The 16,769-nt window shown below is 68.8% G+C and carries 16 protein-coding genes; 13 read left to right on the top strand and 3 right to left on the bottom strand.

The features are described 5' to 3' along the window. Positions 1-45: 45 nt before the first annotated feature. Complete coding sequence (locus tag ACFRAQ_RS13385; protein ID WP_379098532.1) at positions 46-1,608, bottom strand: sensor histidine kinase; 1,563 nt, start codon at positions 1,606-1,608, stop codon at positions 46-48. A gap of 519 nt (positions 1,609-2,127) precedes the next feature. On the opposite strand from ACFRAQ_RS13385, the gene ACFRAQ_RS13380 reads away from it, so the two are divergent. Continuing rightward, on the top strand, positions 2,128-4,239 hold the full coding sequence (locus ACFRAQ_RS13380) for an ArnT family glycosyltransferase (protein WP_379098529.1): 2,112 nt from the start codon (positions 2,128-2,130) through the stop codon (positions 4,237-4,239). A gap of 12 nt (positions 4,240-4,251) precedes the next feature. Here ACFRAQ_RS13380 and ACFRAQ_RS13375 read toward each other — a convergent pair whose 3' ends face one another. Further along, positions 4,252-5,154: an oxygenase MpaB family protein gene (locus tag ACFRAQ_RS13375; protein WP_379098526.1), complete on the bottom strand. Its 903-nt coding sequence runs from the start codon at positions 5,152-5,154 to the stop codon at positions 4,252-4,254. A 259-nt stretch (positions 5,155-5,413) separates the two neighbouring features. Between ACFRAQ_RS13375 and ACFRAQ_RS13370 the strand changes: the two genes are divergently transcribed. The 12 genes from ACFRAQ_RS13370 to ACFRAQ_RS13315 are packed head-to-tail and all read left to right on the top strand — an operon-like array spanning position 5,414 to position 16,375. Then, complete coding sequence (locus ACFRAQ_RS13370) at positions 5,414-5,638, top strand: hypothetical protein (RefSeq protein WP_357082672.1); 225 nt, start codon at positions 5,414-5,416, stop codon at positions 5,636-5,638. Beyond that, complete coding sequence (locus ACFRAQ_RS13365) at positions 5,639-5,827, top strand: hypothetical protein (RefSeq protein WP_379098523.1); 189 nt, start codon at positions 5,639-5,641, stop codon at positions 5,825-5,827. Beyond that, entirely contained in the window at positions 5,827-6,690 is an 864-nt protein-coding gene (locus ACFRAQ_RS13360; RefSeq protein WP_379098520.1) for an MlaE family ABC transporter permease, read from the top strand. Before ACFRAQ_RS13365 ends, ACFRAQ_RS13360 begins: the two co-directional genes overlap by 1 nt. Before the next feature lies 1 nt (position 6,691). Beyond that, positions 6,692-7,555 (top strand): ABC transporter permease, encoded by an 864-nt coding sequence (locus ACFRAQ_RS13355; RefSeq protein WP_379098517.1) that lies wholly within the window; start codon positions 6,692-6,694, stop codon positions 7,553-7,555. A gap of 8 nt (positions 7,556-7,563) precedes the next feature. Then, a complete protein-coding gene (locus ACFRAQ_RS13350) occupies positions 7,564-8,967 on the top strand; it encodes an MlaD family protein (protein WP_379098514.1) in 1,404 nt (467 codons plus the stop codon). Further along, complete coding sequence (locus ACFRAQ_RS13345) at positions 8,964-9,986, top strand: MlaD family protein (RefSeq protein ID WP_379098511.1); 1,023 nt, start codon at positions 8,964-8,966, stop codon at positions 9,984-9,986. Before ACFRAQ_RS13350 ends, ACFRAQ_RS13345 begins: the two co-directional genes overlap by 4 nt. Further along, entirely contained in the window at positions 9,983-10,993 is a 1,011-nt protein-coding gene (locus ACFRAQ_RS13340) for an MlaD family protein (RefSeq protein WP_379098508.1), read from the top strand. Before ACFRAQ_RS13345 ends, ACFRAQ_RS13340 begins: the two co-directional genes overlap by 4 nt. Continuing rightward, entirely contained in the window at positions 10,993-12,099 is a 1,107-nt protein-coding gene (locus ACFRAQ_RS13335; protein ID WP_379098505.1) for an MCE family protein, read from the top strand. Before ACFRAQ_RS13340 ends, ACFRAQ_RS13335 begins: the two co-directional genes overlap by 1 nt. Then, on the top strand, positions 12,096-13,244 hold the full coding sequence (locus ACFRAQ_RS13330) for an MCE family protein (RefSeq protein WP_379098502.1): 1,149 nt from the start codon (positions 12,096-12,098) through the stop codon (positions 13,242-13,244). The genes ACFRAQ_RS13335 and ACFRAQ_RS13330 overlap by 4 nt, the downstream gene beginning before the upstream one ends. Further along, the gene (locus ACFRAQ_RS13325) at positions 13,241-14,416 is read left to right on the top strand and encodes an MCE family protein (RefSeq protein ID WP_379098499.1); all 1,176 of its coding nucleotides are present in this window, start codon (positions 13,241-13,243) and stop codon (positions 14,414-14,416) included. The genes ACFRAQ_RS13330 and ACFRAQ_RS13325 overlap by 4 nt, the downstream gene beginning before the upstream one ends. Positions 14,417-14,426: 10 nt before the next feature. Then, positions 14,427-15,143, top strand: coding sequence for a hypothetical protein (locus ACFRAQ_RS13320; protein ID WP_379098497.1), 717 nt, complete (start codon positions 14,427-14,429; stop codon positions 15,141-15,143). Continuing rightward, the gene (locus ACFRAQ_RS13315; RefSeq protein ID WP_379098494.1) at positions 15,140-16,375 is read left to right on the top strand and encodes a TetR/AcrR family transcriptional regulator; all 1,236 of its coding nucleotides are present in this window, start codon (positions 15,140-15,142) and stop codon (positions 16,373-16,375) included. Before ACFRAQ_RS13320 ends, ACFRAQ_RS13315 begins: the two co-directional genes overlap by 4 nt. On the opposite strand, the gene ACFRAQ_RS13310 is transcribed toward ACFRAQ_RS13315, so the two are convergent. Continuing rightward, the gene (locus tag ACFRAQ_RS13310; protein WP_357082705.1) at positions 16,372-16,758 is read right to left on the bottom strand and encodes a VOC family protein; all 387 of its coding nucleotides are present in this window, start codon (positions 16,756-16,758) and stop codon (positions 16,372-16,374) included. The two genes, ACFRAQ_RS13315 and ACFRAQ_RS13310, sit on opposite strands and share 4 nt — an antisense overlap. Between the last annotated feature and the right edge of the window lie 11 nt (positions 16,759-16,769).

The raw sequence follows: 16,769 nt of genomic DNA, 5'->3' as shown, positions 1-16,769 counted from the left end.
CATACGGGCCATCCTCGGGGCCGGGCCCACCGGGCAAGCTCGGTGTCAGCTGGGCGTTTCCTGTGAACCGGCGGCCTCGGGTCCGGACTGGTCCGGAAGCGGGAACACCATGCGGAAGAGCGTGCCCGCCCCGGGCCGGGTGAGCAGTTCGATCCGCGCGCCGTGCGCGGTCAGCACGGCGGCCACGATGGCCAGTCCCAGCCCGGAACCGCCTGCGCGCGAGCGGGATTCGTCGACCCGATAGAAGCGGTCGAAGACGTGTCCGGCCTGTTCGAGGGGGATGCCGGGGCCGGTGTCGGATATCTCCGCGATCGCCGCCGGACCCCCCGCCCGCAGGTCGGCCCCGGCGGCGGCGACCACTCCGGCCGCGTCCGGCACCGTGCCCATAGCGATCCGAATGTCGATCTCGGCCGTGGCGGGTGTGTGCACGAGCCCGTTGCCGACCAGGTTGGTCAGCACCTGCCGCAGCCGATGCTCGTCCCCCACCACGCGCACGGCGCCGTCGGGAAGCCGCAGCCGCACAACACGTTCCGGCTGCCGGGCCAGCGCGTCGCGCACGATGTCCCCGGCGAGGACGGACAGGTTGACGTCGGTCAGGTCCAGCGGGCGTTGCTCGTCCAGGCGCGCGAGCAATAGCAGGTCCTCGACCAGCAGTCCCATGCGCGCGGCCTCGTCCTCGATGCGGCGCATCATGGTGGCGACCTGGCCGGTATTCGCGGCGCCGCCCATCCGGTACAGCTCGGCGTACCCGCGGATCGAGGTGAGCGGGGTGCGCAGTTCGTGCGAGGCGTCGGCCACGAACAGCCGCATCCGCGCCTCGGATTCCCCGAGCCGTCGCATGCTGGTCGACAACCGTTCGAGCATCACGTTGAACGCGGCCCCCAGCCGCCCGACCTCGGTGTGATCGTCGGTGTGCTCGACCCGCCGGCCCAGATCTCCGGCCGCGATGGCCTCGGCGGTGTGCTCGATCCGCGAGAGCGGCCGCAGCCCGACCCGCACCACCCAGGTCGCCACGGCGGCCATCACCAGCACCAGCGCCACTCCGGAGATCACTTCGATGGTCCGCAATTCCCGAGCGGTCGCGTAGTAACCGTCCAAGGGCATGACCACGGCCGCCGTCGCCCCCTGCGGCTGCATCCGGCTCGGCGGCTGCACCACCGTCCGCACCCGCCAGGGCGACCCGTGCGAGTCGTTCACCTCGAAGATCCGGTCGCCACGCGCGGCGACTGCCGCCTTGTTCATCGCGGGCAGCGACAACTCGACGCCACCGACACCGATCTGCCCCGACGGAGCGCCCGTGCTGTCGAAGAACAGGATCTGGAAGGTCGAGGGCAGGCCCTTCACCGGTTCGTCGGGCCGCGGCGGCGGGGGCGGACGGCTCTCGGTGGCCAGATCCCCCGCGACCGCGGTCAACTGTCCATCGATGCGCGCCAATTCGGAGCGGCCGAGCATCGCCTGGGTGAGCACCCCGAACGCGGCCAGCCCCGCCGTGGCGATCACCAGCACCGACACCAGCAGCCGGGTCCGCAGCGTCCACCGCCGCAGCCTGGGGAAACGACGCCCCGCATCGGCTCCGGCGCAGGGGGAGGCGATCACTCGATCACGCACGAACCCACCTAAACACAGCCCGTCGACGGCCCACGCCGATCTCCCTTCCGCCGCGCTGCCGCGCGAACCGCCCCGACAGTAGGCGCCGAACCTCCGGCGAACTCGAGAAGCCGCGTCCGCCGCGCGCCGATTCCGGCCGGCCCCGACCCACAGCACTGATCCCGGCCACCACGAACCCCGACCCGCGCCAGGCGGCGGCCCGGATCGCATCGACCGGTGGCCGGGCGTGAGTGGTGGTCGACCGGCGACACCACGCCGCGGCCCACCAGCCAGACCTCCGGCACCGGTCGCCACCCGACGCGGGGATCTGTGTGGAGCGCCCCCCCGGCCCACGCACCTCGTAGGTGCCAGAGCTGCGCACCACCATCGCTCGGCCTCGCAAGCCGCTGTCGCGAGTCCACACCGCGCTCCCAGCGGACTCCCAGATTCGCACGCCATTCACCCCGAGCCGCGGCGAACAGGATCGGCTGCGACGACCGCGCCGCGATGACGGTGCCGCGGTGAGCGAAGGGACGGGATATGACATCGACAGCGTGGCGGCCGGAGGTGGCCGCGGCGGACCGACCGGATGGGGGCGAAGGCGGGCGGGGTGAAACACGGTTCGCCCGGCTGGTTTTCGGGCCGGCTGGACAACCCCGCTGGGCGCGGCCGGGTCTGCTCGGACTGCTCGCGGCGACCGCGGTGCTCTATGTGTGGGATCTGACGAACTCGGGTTGGGCCAACGAGTACTACTCGGCGGCCGCCCAGGCGGGGTCGCGGAGTTGGAAGGCGTTGCTGTTCGGGTCGTTCGACGCCGGGAACGCCATCACGGTGGACAAGCCGCCCGCGGCGCTGTGGGTGATGGGATTGTCCGGGAAGCTGCTCGGCTTCAGCCAGTGGTCCGTGCTGCTGCCGCAGGCCCTCATGGGTGTCGCGTCGGTCGGGCTGCTCGCGGCCACCGTGCGTCGCTCGAGCGGGCCGGGCGCCGGGCTGCTGGCTGGTGCGAGCGCGGGTCTGACACCCGTGGCGGTGCTGGTCTTCCGCTTCGACAATCCGGACGCGCTGCTGGTGCTGCTGCTCGTCGCGGCCGCCTACTGCACGGTGCGCGCCATTCAGGCCACGGGCGATCGGGTGTGGTCGGCGCCGTCGGGCTGGCTGATGCTCGCGGGCGCGGCGGTGGGGTTCGGCTTCCTCACCAAGATGATGCAGGCGTTCCTGATCCTGCCCGGGCTGGGCCTGGCCTTCCTGATCGCCGCGAACGGTCCACTGCGGCAGCGAATCCGGGCGCTGATCCTGGCCTGCGTCGCCGTCATGGCATCGGCGGGGTGGTATATCGCCCTCGTGGATTGGTGGCCCGCGGATTCCCGGCCGTTCATCGGCGGCTCCACCGACAACAGCCTCTGGCAGCTGGCGGTCGGCTACAACGGCCTGGGCCGCATCTTCGGCGGCAGCGGCAATATGGGTTCCCATGGCCCCGGCGGCGACGTGCCCGAAGGCATGTCCGGATTCGCCGGGTTCAGCGGATCTTCGGGCATCACACGGCTTTTCAACTCGGCAATGGGCGGCGAGATCTCCTGGCTGCTCCCGGCCGCACTGATCGGGCCGGCCGCCGGGCTCTGGCTCACCCGCCGGGCGCCGCGCACCGACCGCACCCGGGCGGCTTTCGTCCTGTGGGGTGGCTGGCTGCTGATCACCGGAGCGACCTTCTCGTTCATGGGCGGCATCGTGCACCCGTACTACACCGTGGCCCTCGCCCCGGCGATCGGCGCGCTGGTCGCTGTGTCGGTGCGCGAATTGTGGTCGCGCGCGGCCCATCCCGCCGCGCGCCTGACCTTGGCGGTCATGGCGGCGGGCACCGGCGCGTGGTCGTTCGTGCTGCTGAACCGCACACCGGACTGGCTGCCGTGGCTGCGCTGGACAGTGCTGGCCGGTTCGATCCTGGTGGCGCTGGCCCTTGTCGCTGGTACCCGCGAGTCTCGCCGCTACGCCGCCGTCCTGGCCCTGGCGGGCGTGCTGTTCGGACTCGGCGGCGCGAGCGCGTGGGCGGTCTCGACCGCGGCTCATCCGCACAGTGGCGGCAATCCGCTCTCCGGACCCGCCGCCAGCCAGAGTTTCGGCCCAGGCGGCGCTCCAGGCGGGGACGGCGCGCGCTTCACACCACCGGGCGGCACGAGCGGCGCAGCGCCCGAAGGGGATCCGGCCGCCCCGAGCGGCGAGATCACGACCGGGCCGACCGACGTGATTCCGGTCCAGCAAGGCGGCACAGGCGACGGCGTGCCAGGCGACGGGCACGGCCCGATATTCGCGTCGGCGAACAATACCGAGCTGGTGGCCTTGCTCGAGCACAGCGACGCTCGCTGGGCGGCCGCGACCGTCGGGGCGGGTTCGGCTGCGAGCCTTGCCCTGAATTCCGGCAAGTCGGTCATGGCGATCGGCGGCTTCACCGGTGGTGACGACTCCCCCACCCTGGCGCGGTTCCAGACCTATGCGTCCGCCGGTCAGGTTCGCTACTTCATCGACGGCGGAATGGTCATGGGCGGCAACGCCGATTCGAGCGGCTCCCAGATCTCGGACTGGGTGAAGTCCCACTTCACCGCGCTCACCGTCGGCGGCAGCACCGTGTACGACCTGTCCCGCCCGGTCACCGCCTGAGCGACCGGGCGATCAGATCAACGCCTTGTGCACCCGCAGCCGACGGCGCACGTTCGCCATCATGCTCCGGGTGCCCGCGTTGCGAATGAATCGGGGAATGAAGCGGTTCACGAAGCCCACGAACACGAACAGGTGCTCGAAGCGACGCTGGTCGGCGGCCGACCAGCTCACGCCGAGCTGCTCACGGAAGTACGGGGGCAGGTAGCCGACGGTGAGGAAGCGCAGCAGACCGCCGAAGATCACCCGCAGATACCAGTGGATCATGCGCAGGTGCAGCAGGTCGTCGATGAAGGCGCGGATCTTCTCGTCGGCCGCCACCTGCTCGCACGCGCGCACCCAGTACTCGTCGAATTCGGCGCGGGTTGCGGGCCACATCTCGTCGGTGACCTGGAGGGTGGTGCCCAGGGGCGCGGAGGTGGAGTAGAACGCCTCGGCCTGTTCGGGATTCATCTTCCCGTTGAGCAGCTGATACGAGTCCTCGAAGCCGATGTAGAGGCAGGCCGCGACCCACAGTTGCAGGTCGCGGTCGAAGGCGTTGTAGCGGACCGCGACCCCGGGTTCGGACTTCACCTGGCGGTGGGCGACATTGACCGCCTCCCGGAAGGCGACCTTCTCCTCGGGCGTGCCGAGGATGGCGACCGCGAGGTAGGACGCGGTGGTGCGCAACCGTTTCCATGGATGCACCATGAGCGCCCCGGAGTGCACCTTGCTGTCGGCCACGCCGTGCCCGACGCCGGGTCGCGCCATCTGCATGGCGACATTGGCGGCCGCGCCGGAGAACTGCCAGAAGTCCAGCGCGTCCTCGAGTTTCGGCGGGCGTTTGGTGTCGGCGCGGTGCACGCCGGGGATGTGGATGCGGGTCTGCTCGAGGGTGAGGGTGGCGTCGCCGGCCGGCTGCGGTGCCGCGATGGTCATGGATCTCCTTCGATCGGGCGCGGGCTATGTTACCGAGGATTCCGCAGCGCGGTCTCCGATTCAAGAGGTGAATTTAAAGTAACTTAAGCCCACCCGTATTACCGCATTACCGCTGCATGAGACGTTGCATCTTCCCAATCTCATCCCCGAAGAAGATCTCCCGATTCTCTTCCATTCGCGAGAATCCTGAGTAACATACGTCGCTGCGGCAGCTCGTGCACAGAGGCGCGGGGCGGGGACGTGAGAGGACGTTCGCAAGATGCTGAAACGGTTGGATCGCATACTGGGCTACGAGATGAAGGTGTCCGAATTCCTCGGGACGCTGATCATCCTGGCCATTCCCTACGGGCTGGTGGGGGTGGTGTGGACGCTCACCCACACCGCACATCTGAAGCAGTTGCACGGCCTCGACGTGATCATCTCGTTCCTCGGATCGATCGTGTGCTGGCCGGTGCTCACCTTCTCGAATGTGTGCATGACGTAGATGATGGTTCTGGTCTGGCTCATCGACATCCTGGTAATCGGGATCAAGATTCTCGGTGGGCATATGCGAGTGAATCCCGTTCTGCGCGTGGGCCTGTGGGTGGCCGTGCTGTGCACCGTGGCCGCCGGTCTCTCGGTGGCCGGGTATCTGCTGATGCTGTTGCAGCGCTACCTCGAGGACATGGCCTGATGACGACACTCGAAAAACCTTCCGGCGCACCGGAACCCTCCGAACTGGAGCGGATCGGCCGGAGCGCCCGCCGGTTGTGGCGCGATCATCCGCAGCGGTCCCTGGAAACCCTGGGGCGGCAGGTCGATCTGGGCCGGGACGCGCTGCGTCAGCTGGTGGTGTCGATCCTGTCGCGGCGGTTCCCGTACCGCGAGTTCATCAAACAGTGCGCGTTCATGACGAGCGTGTCGGCCGCCCCGACGGTGCTGGTGGCCATTCCCATCGCGGTGGTGGTGTCGATCCAGGTGGGCGCGTTGGTGAATCAGGTCGGCGCGACCACCTTCATCGGCGCGGTGGCCGGACTCGGCATCATCCGCCAGGGCGCGCCGCTGGTCACCTCGCTCATGATCGCGGGCGCGGTCGGCTCGGCCATCACCGCCGACCTGGGCTCGCGCACGATCCGCGAGGAGATCGACGCCATGATGGTGATGGGCGTCGACCCGGTGCGGCGGCTGGTCGCGCCGCGGCTGGCGGCGGCGGTGCTGGTGAGCATGCTGCTGTGCGGCTTCATCGTGTTCGTGGGCTTCGCGACGGCCTACATGTTCAACGTCTACGCCCAGTCGGGGACGCCGGGCTCGTTCATCGGCTCGTTCGCGTCCTTCGCGGTGGCCAACGACCTGGTGATCGCGGTGCTCAAGGCCGCCATCTTCGGGCTGCTGACCGCGGTGATCGCCTGCGACATCGGCCTGCATGCGCACGGTGGCCCGGGCGGGGTGGCCAATGCGGTGAACTCGGCGGTGGTGAGCTCGGCGCTCATGCTGTTCGCCACCAATATCGCGCTCACCCAGCTCTACAACACGCTGCTGCCGACGAAGGTGGTGTGAGATGGGCAGTCCCTACACTCCCCCGGCGCTCAAACCGGTTCGCCTGGCCGCGAACGTGGTGTCGGCGCCGGTGCAGGCCAATCAGCGCCTGGGGCATCAGGTCATCACCTTCTTCCAGGCCCTGATCGCAATTCCGTTCGTGCTCAAGCACTATCGCCAGGAGGTGCTGCGCCTGACCGCCGATGTCGGCTGGGGCAACGGGTCCCTGGTGGTGGGCGGCGGCACCATCGGCGTGGTGGTGGCGTTGTGCGGGTTCGGCGGCATCACCGTCGGCATGGAGTCGTTCACGGCGTTGAACCTGCTCACCATGAGCCCGCTCACCGGCGCGATCTCCGGTTTCGCGACCACCCGGGAGCTGGCCCCGATCATCGCGACCCTGGCGTTCGCGATCCAGGCCGGGTGCCGGTTCACCGCGCAGCTGGGCGCCATGCGCATCTCCGAGGAGATCGACGCGCTGGAATCCATTGCCATCCGCCCGCTTCCGTACCTGATCAGCACCCGCATGATCGCCTCCACGCTGACCATCGTCCCGCTCTACAGCGTGGGCCTGGCGGTGGCGTACCTGGCGACCAAGTTGTCGGTGCTGATCCTGGGCGGCACCACCGCCGGCACCTACGACCACTATTTCTTCCAGTTCCTGCTGGGACCGGACGTGTTCTGGTCGCTGCTCAAGGTCATGGTGTTCGTGATGATCTCGACGTTCATCCAGTGCTACTACGGCTTCGTCGCCACCGGCGGGCCCGAGGGCGTCGGGGTGGCGGCCGGGCGCGCCATCAAGATGGTCATCGTCGTCATGGTCTTCGTCAATCTCTTTCTGACCCTTGCGATCTGGGGCATCGACCCCGGCTTCCGCATCTCGGGATAGGTGTATCGATGATTCTCGATCCCAGCGGGCGGGGCCCCACGGCCCGCCACCTCACGCTGGCCGGACTCGCGCTGCTCACCACGGTGGCGCTGCTGCTGTATCTGCTGGCCCTGCGCTACAACGGCCGCTTCGAGGACAAGGTCCCGGTCACCGCGGCGCTCACCAGCACCGGCGACGGGCTGCCCGCCCACGCCGACGTGAAGTTCCGCGGCATGATCGTCGGCCGCGTCGAGGACGTCACCGTGGTGGCCAAGGGCGAGCGGCAGGAAGCCGCCATCGCACTGAAACCGGTGGTGGCGAACACGATTCCGGCGAATGTGGCGGCACGGGTGATCCCGAACAATATCTTCGGGGTGACCGCGGTCGAACTGGTCGACACCACGCCCACCACGGACACGCTGCGCGCGGGCGCGACCATTCCGGAGGACACCAGCACCGCGACGGTGCAGTTGCAGAGCACCCTCAATGTGCTGCGCGCCGTGCTGAGCAATATTCAGCCCGAGAAGCTGGGCCGGGTGCTGTCGACGCTGGCGGCGGCGCTGGATCCGTCGGCCCGGGTGCCCGGGTCCACGGTGGAGCGGCTCGACCGCTGGGTCACCGAAATGCGCGGGATCGACGGCGTCGGCGATCTGCTCGGCAATCTGGGCCGGGCGGCGACCGCGTTGAGCGAGTCCGCCCCGGATCTGGTGGGGACCCTGGCCAAGTCGGTGACCACCGCGCGCACCCTCACCGAGCAGCGGGCGGCGCTGGTCAGCCTGCTGACCAATGGCGGCAGCGCGGTGGACACGGTGAACGGGCTCTTCGCCCGCAATCCCGATTCCGGCAAGTTCCTGGTGTCGGGTCTGAACCAGCTCTTCGGCAGTCTGGCCCAGGACCCGCAGGCGATTCCGTTCGCCATCGCCAATCTCAATACCGCCCTGCAGCGGTTGCAGGGCGTCTTCACCTTCGGGCCCAAGAAGCAGATGGTGTGGCGGATGGATGTGTCGTTCACGCCGTTCCAGCAGTACACGGCGTCGGACTGCCCGCACTACGGGGAGCTCGCGGGACCGCGCTGCGGTGGGTCGACGGTGCCGGATACCGCTCCGGCGCAACAGTTCCCCCAGCAGCAGCTGCCCACCTGGCTCGATGCCGCCGGGCCCGCGCCGACACCGGCGGCCACCCCCGCGATTCCGGGTCTGCCTGCCATTCCGGGTCTTCCGTCGATTCCGGGACTGCCCGCGATTCCCGGGCTCACGGCGCCGGCCGGCGCGACCCAGCCCGCACCCGAGGCCGTTCAGCCCGCCGGATTGCGCGGCAGCGACGCGGTTGCCGCGATCGTCGGCCACCGGCCGGACGCGGCTCAGCTGCTGTTGCTGACTCCCCTGCTCGCGGGCGGCGCCCTGGTCCCGGCCGAGACGGGAGGCGCGTCGTGAAGTCCGGAAAAGCCTTGGCGGGCTTCGGCCTGTTCGCGGCGGTCGCGGTCCTGCTCACCTACACGATGTGGTCCACCCTGCAGCGTTCGGTGCCCGGCGCCACCAACTCCTACTCCGCCGTGTTCTCCGACGTCCTGGGCCTGCGGGTCGGCGACGACATCCGGATGGCGGGCGTGCGGGTCGGCCGGGTCGACAAGATCGATTTCACCGACGGCTACCGCGCCCGGGTCGACTTCCGCATCGAGGCCGAGCAGCATCCGACGACCTCGACGAAAGCCCTGGTGCGCTACCAGAACCTGATCGGGCAGCGCTATATCGCGCTGCTGCCGGGCAAGGAGGCGGGCGTACCGCTGCCCGACGGCGGTCGGATTCCGCTCGACCGGACCGAGCCGTCCTTCGATGTCTCGTCCCTGCTGTCGGGCTTCGAGCCGCTGTTCAGCGTGCTGCAACCCGATCAGGTGAACTCGCTGTCGGAGACCCTGATCCAGGCGTTGCAGGGCAATGGCGTCTCGTTGAGCGCCCTGGTGACGCAAGCCGCGCAGCTGGCCGGAACCTTCGGGCAGCGCGACGAGATCCTGGGCCAGGTGGTCGGCAATCTCAGCAGCGTCATCTCCGGCCTGGCCCACCGCAGCAATGAGCTCGAAACCCTGATCACCCAGGCGCGAGCGCTCACCGATGCGCTGTACGCGCAGGGCGGCACGCTGAAATCGTCCGTGGAACGCGTTGCGACCGCGACGGATTCACTGGTGGGCATCCTGGCCCAGGTGAAGCCCGGCGCGGCCCGCGCGCAGACCGACGCCAGTGCCGGTGTCGCGTTGCTGCTGCTCAATGGTGCGTCGCTGGACAAGGCGGCCGTCGAACTGCCCGACGTCCTCAATGGCGTCGCGCGGTTCAGCAGCTACGGCGCCTACGGCAACGCGTACCTGTGCAGCCTGGACGTCTCATTGTGGGGCGTGCTGCTGCCACCGGGCCTGTTCAACCAGATCGGCGGCCAATCACATTCGGAGGTGTGCCGATGAGGCGGCTTCGCTACCCGGGCTTCCTGGCCAACCGGCCGCTGCGGCTGGGTCTGTTCGCGTCCGGATTCGTGGTGGCGCTGCTGGCCGGATCCACCCTGATCGAGCAGGCGCACGTGGGCGACAAGACCATTCACGCCGAGTTCGCCCAGGCCGCCGGGTTGCGGCCGGGCGCGACGGTGGATGTCTCCGGCATCGAGGTCGGTCAGGTCGGCACCGTGAAGCTGGACAACGGCAAGGTGCTGGTGGACATGAAGGTGCGGCGCGAGATCACGCTCGGTGACGATGCCCGCGCCGCCATCAAGATGTCCACCATCCTGGGCCGCCTGCACGTGGAGCTCACCCCCGGCAGCGGACGGACCCTGCTCGGCGACCGGATCAAGCTCGACCACACCTCGGTGCCCTACAACCTGGGCAAGGTGGTGCAGGATCCGCAGTACAAGAACGCCTTCGAACGCGTCGAGAAGCTGGATCCGCAGAAGCTGCGCAGTGCCTTGGACCTGGTGGACCAGCAGATGGGCAACTCCCCCGAGCTGACCGTGCAGGCTCTCGACAGCGTGGGCGCGCTCGCCAAGGTGATCAACGATCGCCGCGACGAGGTGGACACCCTCTTGAAGGGCATGGACACGGTCTCGCAGCTGGCCTCGGACAACCAGAACAGCGTGCTCATGCTGCTGACCCGCGGCGAGGCCATCGGCAGCGCGGTGCAGAAGCGGCAGGCGCTGCTGAAACAGCTGCTCGACAATGTGGCTTCGCTGTCGAAGCTGTTGCAGCAGATGGGACTCGAGAACAACAACCAGCTCGGGCCGCTCATCACCGACCTGAACACCATGTCGGCGGGCCTGGACAAGAACAAGGACAACCTGGCGCGGCTGTACCAGATCATGCCGGTGACCTTGCGGCAGTTCAACAATGTGCTCGGCGACGGGCCGTACGGAAACGTGTACGCGCCGTGGCTGTTCCCGGACAACTGGCTGTGCTTCGCGCAGGCCGTGCAGGGGTGCAAGTGATGCGATCACGCAGACGATTCCGGCTGGCCGCGGTGTGCGGCGCGCTGCTGCTCACCTCGGCGTGCGGGCTGTTGCCCGATTCGATCGGCTCGCTGCCCCAGGAGTATCTGGGCGCGCGCATGAAGGTCACCACGGATTTCGAGAGCGTCGCGGGCCTGTACGCGGGCAATGAGGTGGCGGTGCTGGGGGTTCCGATCGGGACCGTCGAAACCGTCACGCCCAAGGGCAGTTACGTCCAGGTCACCATGTCGCTGGACAAGGACGTCAAGATTCCCGCGGATGCCATTGCGGCGCTGGTGAATCCACAGTTGATCACGAATCGTCACGTGGAGTTGGCTCCGGCCTACACCGGTGACGGTCCGACCCTCGCCGACGGCGCCTATATTCCGTTGCAGCGCACCCGCGTTCCGGTCGAGCTGGATCGGATCCTGGCCACCTTCTCCCAGCTCGGCGATGCGCTCAAAGGTGACAACACCACCGGGCCGATGGCCAGCCGGGTGCTGTTCCCGCTGCTCAACGGCAATGGCGACAAACTGCGCCAGACCCTGGACCAGCTGTCAGGCGCGTTCGAGGTGACCTTCGCCAACAAGGACCAGATCTCCAACACCATCGTCAAACTCAATGACATCACCCAGGTCATCGCCGCCAACGATCAGACGGTGCGCGATTTCAGCGGCCGGCTCACCGAACTGGTGAACCTGATGGGCGAGCAGGCTCCCGGCATCGACGCGGTGCTCCGCCAGCTCGACGACTTCGTCACCAATACCGCGACCCTGGTGGGGCAGAACAAGGATCAGCTGGCCGGGGCGCTGACCCGCTTCGTGGCCATCACCGATCAGATGCGCGCCAATGCCCGCGGCCTCACCGAGATCGTGGACGTCGGTCCGCTCATGTTCCAGAACCTGGCCAATGCCACCAGCACCGAACATCAGGCGCTGCGGCTGCACGGCCTGCTGGACAAGTCGGTGCTCGACGGCGAGATCCTGTCCACCTTCTGCGAGCGCATCCAGATGCGGCTGGACGGCTGCCGCACCGGCAAGGTGGCCGACTTCGGACCCGACTTCGGCATCACCGCCGCACTACTGGGGATCACGAACCTGAAATGACACTACGCACAACGGCTCTCGGCGGAGTCCTGACCGCCGCCACGCTGCTCACCGCCACCGGGTGCGCGGTCACCGTGGACAGCCTCCCCCTGCCCAAACCCGGTCTGGGCGCACCCGGTTACACCGTGCACGCGTCCTTCGCCGACGCGCTGAACCTGCCCGACCACGCGCACGTCAAGATCGGCGGCACCGATATCGGGGTGGTCACGAAGATCGCGACCACCAACTTCCTGGCCGACGTGCGCATGCTGATCCGCGAGGACATCCGGCTGCCGCGCGGCACGACGGTCGAACTGCGCCAGGCCACCCCGCTCGGCGACATGTTCGTGGCCATGACGCTGCCGTCGGCCGCCGACGCCGGGGACCCGCTGCGCGACGGCGACACCATCGGCACCGACCACACCGCGGCGGGCGCCTCGGTGGAGCAGCTCATGATGTCGATCTCGCTGCTGCTCAACGGCGGCGGCATCAATCAGGCCGCCAAGATCACCGGCGAGATGAACTCGATGTTCGGCGGACGCGCGCCCGAACTCTCACATCTGATCACCGAGATGACCGCCGCCATCGGCGCGCTCAATGCCCGCACCGGCGATATCGACTCCGTCCTCGGCGGGATGAACTCGCTCTCGGGTGAGTTGGCCCGGCGCAAGGAGCAACTCGGCGCGGCCGCGGACACCTTCCCGGCGCTGATCGGACTACTGACGGAGAACAATCAGCAGATCGTGGACCTGCTGACCAAGGTAGCGACCACCACCGACGCGCTCGGCGACTTCGCCACCACCACCGGCGGCGATTTCGTGGGACTGTTCAACAGCATTCAGGCCCTGATGTCCGGCTTCGCGCAGAGCGATCAGCTGACCGGGGCGCTGGACGGGCTGCACGCCATCTATCCGTCGCTGATGGCCAGCCTGCGCGGGCCCGCTCTCGCGGTGGCGGCGACGGTGTCGTACCTGAGTGTGGGCGCGCTGACCGATCCGCACGGTAGCCGCTGGCCGGAACTCGGTGACGCCGGGCAGTTCATCGGCAGCCTGACGCAGGTCCTGGAGAAGGTGTTCGGCCGGCTCACCAGCCCGCCGCGACCGCCCAGCGTGCAGCCGGGTCAGCCCGAGACCCAGCCCGTGCAGCCGGAGGGAGGGGATCGATGAATCCGCCGCTGTGGCGCTGGGTGGTCCAGCGCCGGATCGCCATCGCCAATCTCGGACTGATCGTGGTGCTGATCCTCGGGTCGGGCTATATCGGCGGTTATGTGCTGCGATTCAATCCGATTCCGCACACCTATACCGTGACCGTGGAACTGGTGTCCTCGGGCGGGCTGCTGCCCGGCAATGACGTGACGTTCCGGGGCAGCCGGGTCGGCAAGGTCAGCGACGTGCACGTCGCCGGGGACGGGGTGGCCGCGGTCGCCGAGATCGACGACAGTGCCCGGATTCCGCTGGGCGGGACCGTGGCGGTGGGCCGGCTCTCGGCGGCCGGGGAACAGTATCTCGACTTCCGGCCCGACTCCGACACCGGGCCTTACCTGCACGACGGGTCACTCGTGGAGCGGGCGCGCACCAGCGTGCCGGTGCAGATCCAGTCGGTGTTCAGCAACCTCGGCGACCTGGTCGGCAGCATGAACCCGGATCGGCTCACCGTGATCGTCGACGAGCTGGACAAAGCCCTCGCCGGCGGACCGGATCGGTTGCGCAACATGATCTCCGGGCTGAGCCGGGCCATGGCGGGCCTCACCGACCTGCTGCCGCAGACCCGGCAGCTGATCGAGAATCTCGAGGTCATCGCCGGCACCACCCAGCACGCGCAGCCCGACCTGGGCACCCTGACCAAGGCGGGCAGCGTGCTGTTCGACCAGTTCGCCTCCGCCGACCAGGAATTGCGCACACTGCTCCGGCAGGGGCCCGGTCAGCTGTCCACCCTCACCGGGTTCATCTCCGAAACCCAGGACCCCATCACGAATCTGGTGACCAACTTCGTGGCCGTCACCCGCGCGGCCAAGCTGCGCGCGCCCGCCATCGCCGCGCTCTTCCCGGCCCTGCGCGCCGGATCGCAGGCGCTCGGCGTGCCCGCGCACGACGGCGCGTACCACACCCTGGTCGATCCATGGCCCCGGCCCAGCTGCGACTACCAGACCATCCCGGTGGTACCGACCGATATCCAGGCCGACAACCGGGTGCGGCTCTACAACTACTGCGTCACCAGCGATCCGGCCCTGCAGGTCCGCGGGTCGGCCAACGCGCCGCGACCCGATGTGCCCGACAACGGGGCCACCACACCGCCGGGGGCCACCGGCAACGAAATGTCCCAGCCTGTCCCCCGTTAGGAGACTTCCCATGAGCGACAACACCATCGAGCAGCACCCGGACGAGACCTCCGACCCCGAGGCGACCCCGGCCGTGCCCGTCGATCTCGACAAGACCGACACCGCGGCCGCCGAGATCGCGGAGCCCGAGACCGCCGCGGCCGTCGCGGACACCGCCGCCCCGACATCGACCGGGCACACGTGGAAGTCACGCCTGCGCACGACGTCGTTGCCCACGCTCGGCCCACGCGGCCGCATCGCCGCCTGCGCCGCGGTGGTGCTCGCACTGGCGGCGTCGATCGGGTCCAGCATCGTGCTCTACCGGCACGATGCCGAGCAGAAGGACCTGCTCGCCGCCCAGGAACAGGCCCGGGCCGCGGCCTGCGCGTACGCGCCGATACTGGCCACCTACGACGCCAAGAACCTCGACGCCTACTTCACCGGCGTCCTCGACGGCGCGACCGGCGAGTGGCGCAAGCAATTCGACGCCACCAGCAAGGATCTGCGCGACGTGCTCACCCAGGGTCAGGTCGTGTCCAAGGCCACCGACGTGCAGTGCGCGGTCCGCAATACCGAACGCGACTCCGCCGAGGCCATCGTCGTGATCGGCCAGACCATCACCAGCCTCGGCACCCAGGGCAAGCCCGCCCCCGGCCAGCTGTCGATGGTGATGCGGCTGCAACGGTCCGGCGATCGGTGGCTGGTGAACAAGGTGAATTCGCCGCTGGCGCAACAGCCGCAGTCGTGAACCGGGCCAGGACGCCCGCCCCCGAACCGGGTGCGCGGGCGGTTCGGCGGCGGCCGAAGAACCGGCGCGCCCAGATCGCGGCGGTATCGGCCGCGGAATTCGCGGCGCAGGGCTACCACCGGGTGAGCATGGACGACATCGCCGCCCGGCTCGGCATCACCTCCACCGCGCTGTACCGGCACTATCCGAGCAAGTATGCGCTGTTCGCGGGTGAGCTGCTGCGACTGGGCGAGGTGACGGTGGCGGCGGTGAGCCTGCCAGAGGTGGCGGCGGGCTGGCCCGCGCGGCGGCGGCTCGGGTACGGGATCGACGGGATCATCGCGGAGACCATCGTGAACCGGACGACGGTCGGGCTGGCCCGGTGGGAGCACCGCTACCTCGACGATTCCGACAAGCGCACGGTGGACCAGCATTTCAGCACCGCCCTCACCGACCTCAGCGCTCTCATCGACGCGGTCCGGCCCGGCCTGTCCGCCCGCGAACTACGGGTGCGGGCCATCGGGGTCTTCAGCACGGTGAGCTGCCTCGGCGACCACCGGGTCGTGCTCGCCTCCAAAACCCTTGCCGTCCTGCTGAATACGGCCTGCTGGGCGATCATCGCCGCCGACCTGCCCGAGCCCGCCCAGCCGCCGCCCGCCCCGCGCGCGGTGGAGACGCCGCTCTCGCTCACACATGAACTGCTGCTACAGCGGGCGGTGCGGCTGTTCTACGAGCGCGGCTATCCGAACGTCAGCGTCGAGGACATCGCGATCGCCGCGGGCCTGCCCTCCACCTCCGCGGTGTACCGCTACTACCGCGGCAAGAGCGATCTGCTCGAGGCCGCCTTCCGCCGCGCCGCCGACCGTATGTCGGCCGTCATCGCCCCCACCCTGGCCGAATCCTCCGGCCCCGCAGAGGCTTTGGCCAAGCTCATCGACATGTACGTGGCCGGAGCCTTCGACGAACGCGAGCTGATCTTCGTGTACTTCGCCGAATTCGGCCACGTCCCCGACGACGAGCGCGCGACCCTGCGAGTGGTGCAGCGCATGGTGGTCACCGAATGGGCGGCCCTGCTGACCCGCGTCCGCCCCGGCCTCACCCCCGCCGAGGCGGCCGTCCTGGTGCACGCCGCCCTCGGCCTGGTGGTGGACTACGCCCGCGTCTTCGGCGACGACGAGCGAATCTATCCGCGCCAGTGGGTGATTCGCCTCATGGAGGCCGTCCTGTTCGGACCGGCCGAGGTCCGGAACTAGGCCGGAGTGACGATCTGGATCAGATTGCCACAGGTGTCGTCGAACACCGCGGTGGTCACCGGGCCCGCCGCCACCGGCTGCTGGGTGAACTTCACCCCGAGCCCGCTCAATCGCTCGAATTCGGCCCGCACATCCGCCACCTGGAAGGAGGCCGCGGGAATTCCGTCACCGACGAGCGCGTCCTTGTACGGCTTCACCGCCGGATGCCCGTCGGGCTCGAGCAACAATTCCGCCCCTTGCGGGTCCTCCGGCGACACCACGGTCAGCCATCGGGCCGCGCCCAGCGGAATGTCGTGCTTCTTCTCGAAGCCGAGCACCCCGCTGTAGAAGTCGAGCGCCTTCTGCTGGTCGTCCACGAAAACACTGGTGATGTAGATCCGCATGGCTCCTACCC

Origin of the sequence: Nocardia sp. NPDC056611 (assembly GCF_042792755.1) — a bacterium.
Taxonomy (GTDB): Bacteria; Actinomycetota; Actinomycetes; order Mycobacteriales; family Mycobacteriaceae; genus Nocardia.
Note: the sequence above shows the minus strand (reverse complement) of the source record. Positions and strands in the feature narration are given on the sequence as shown.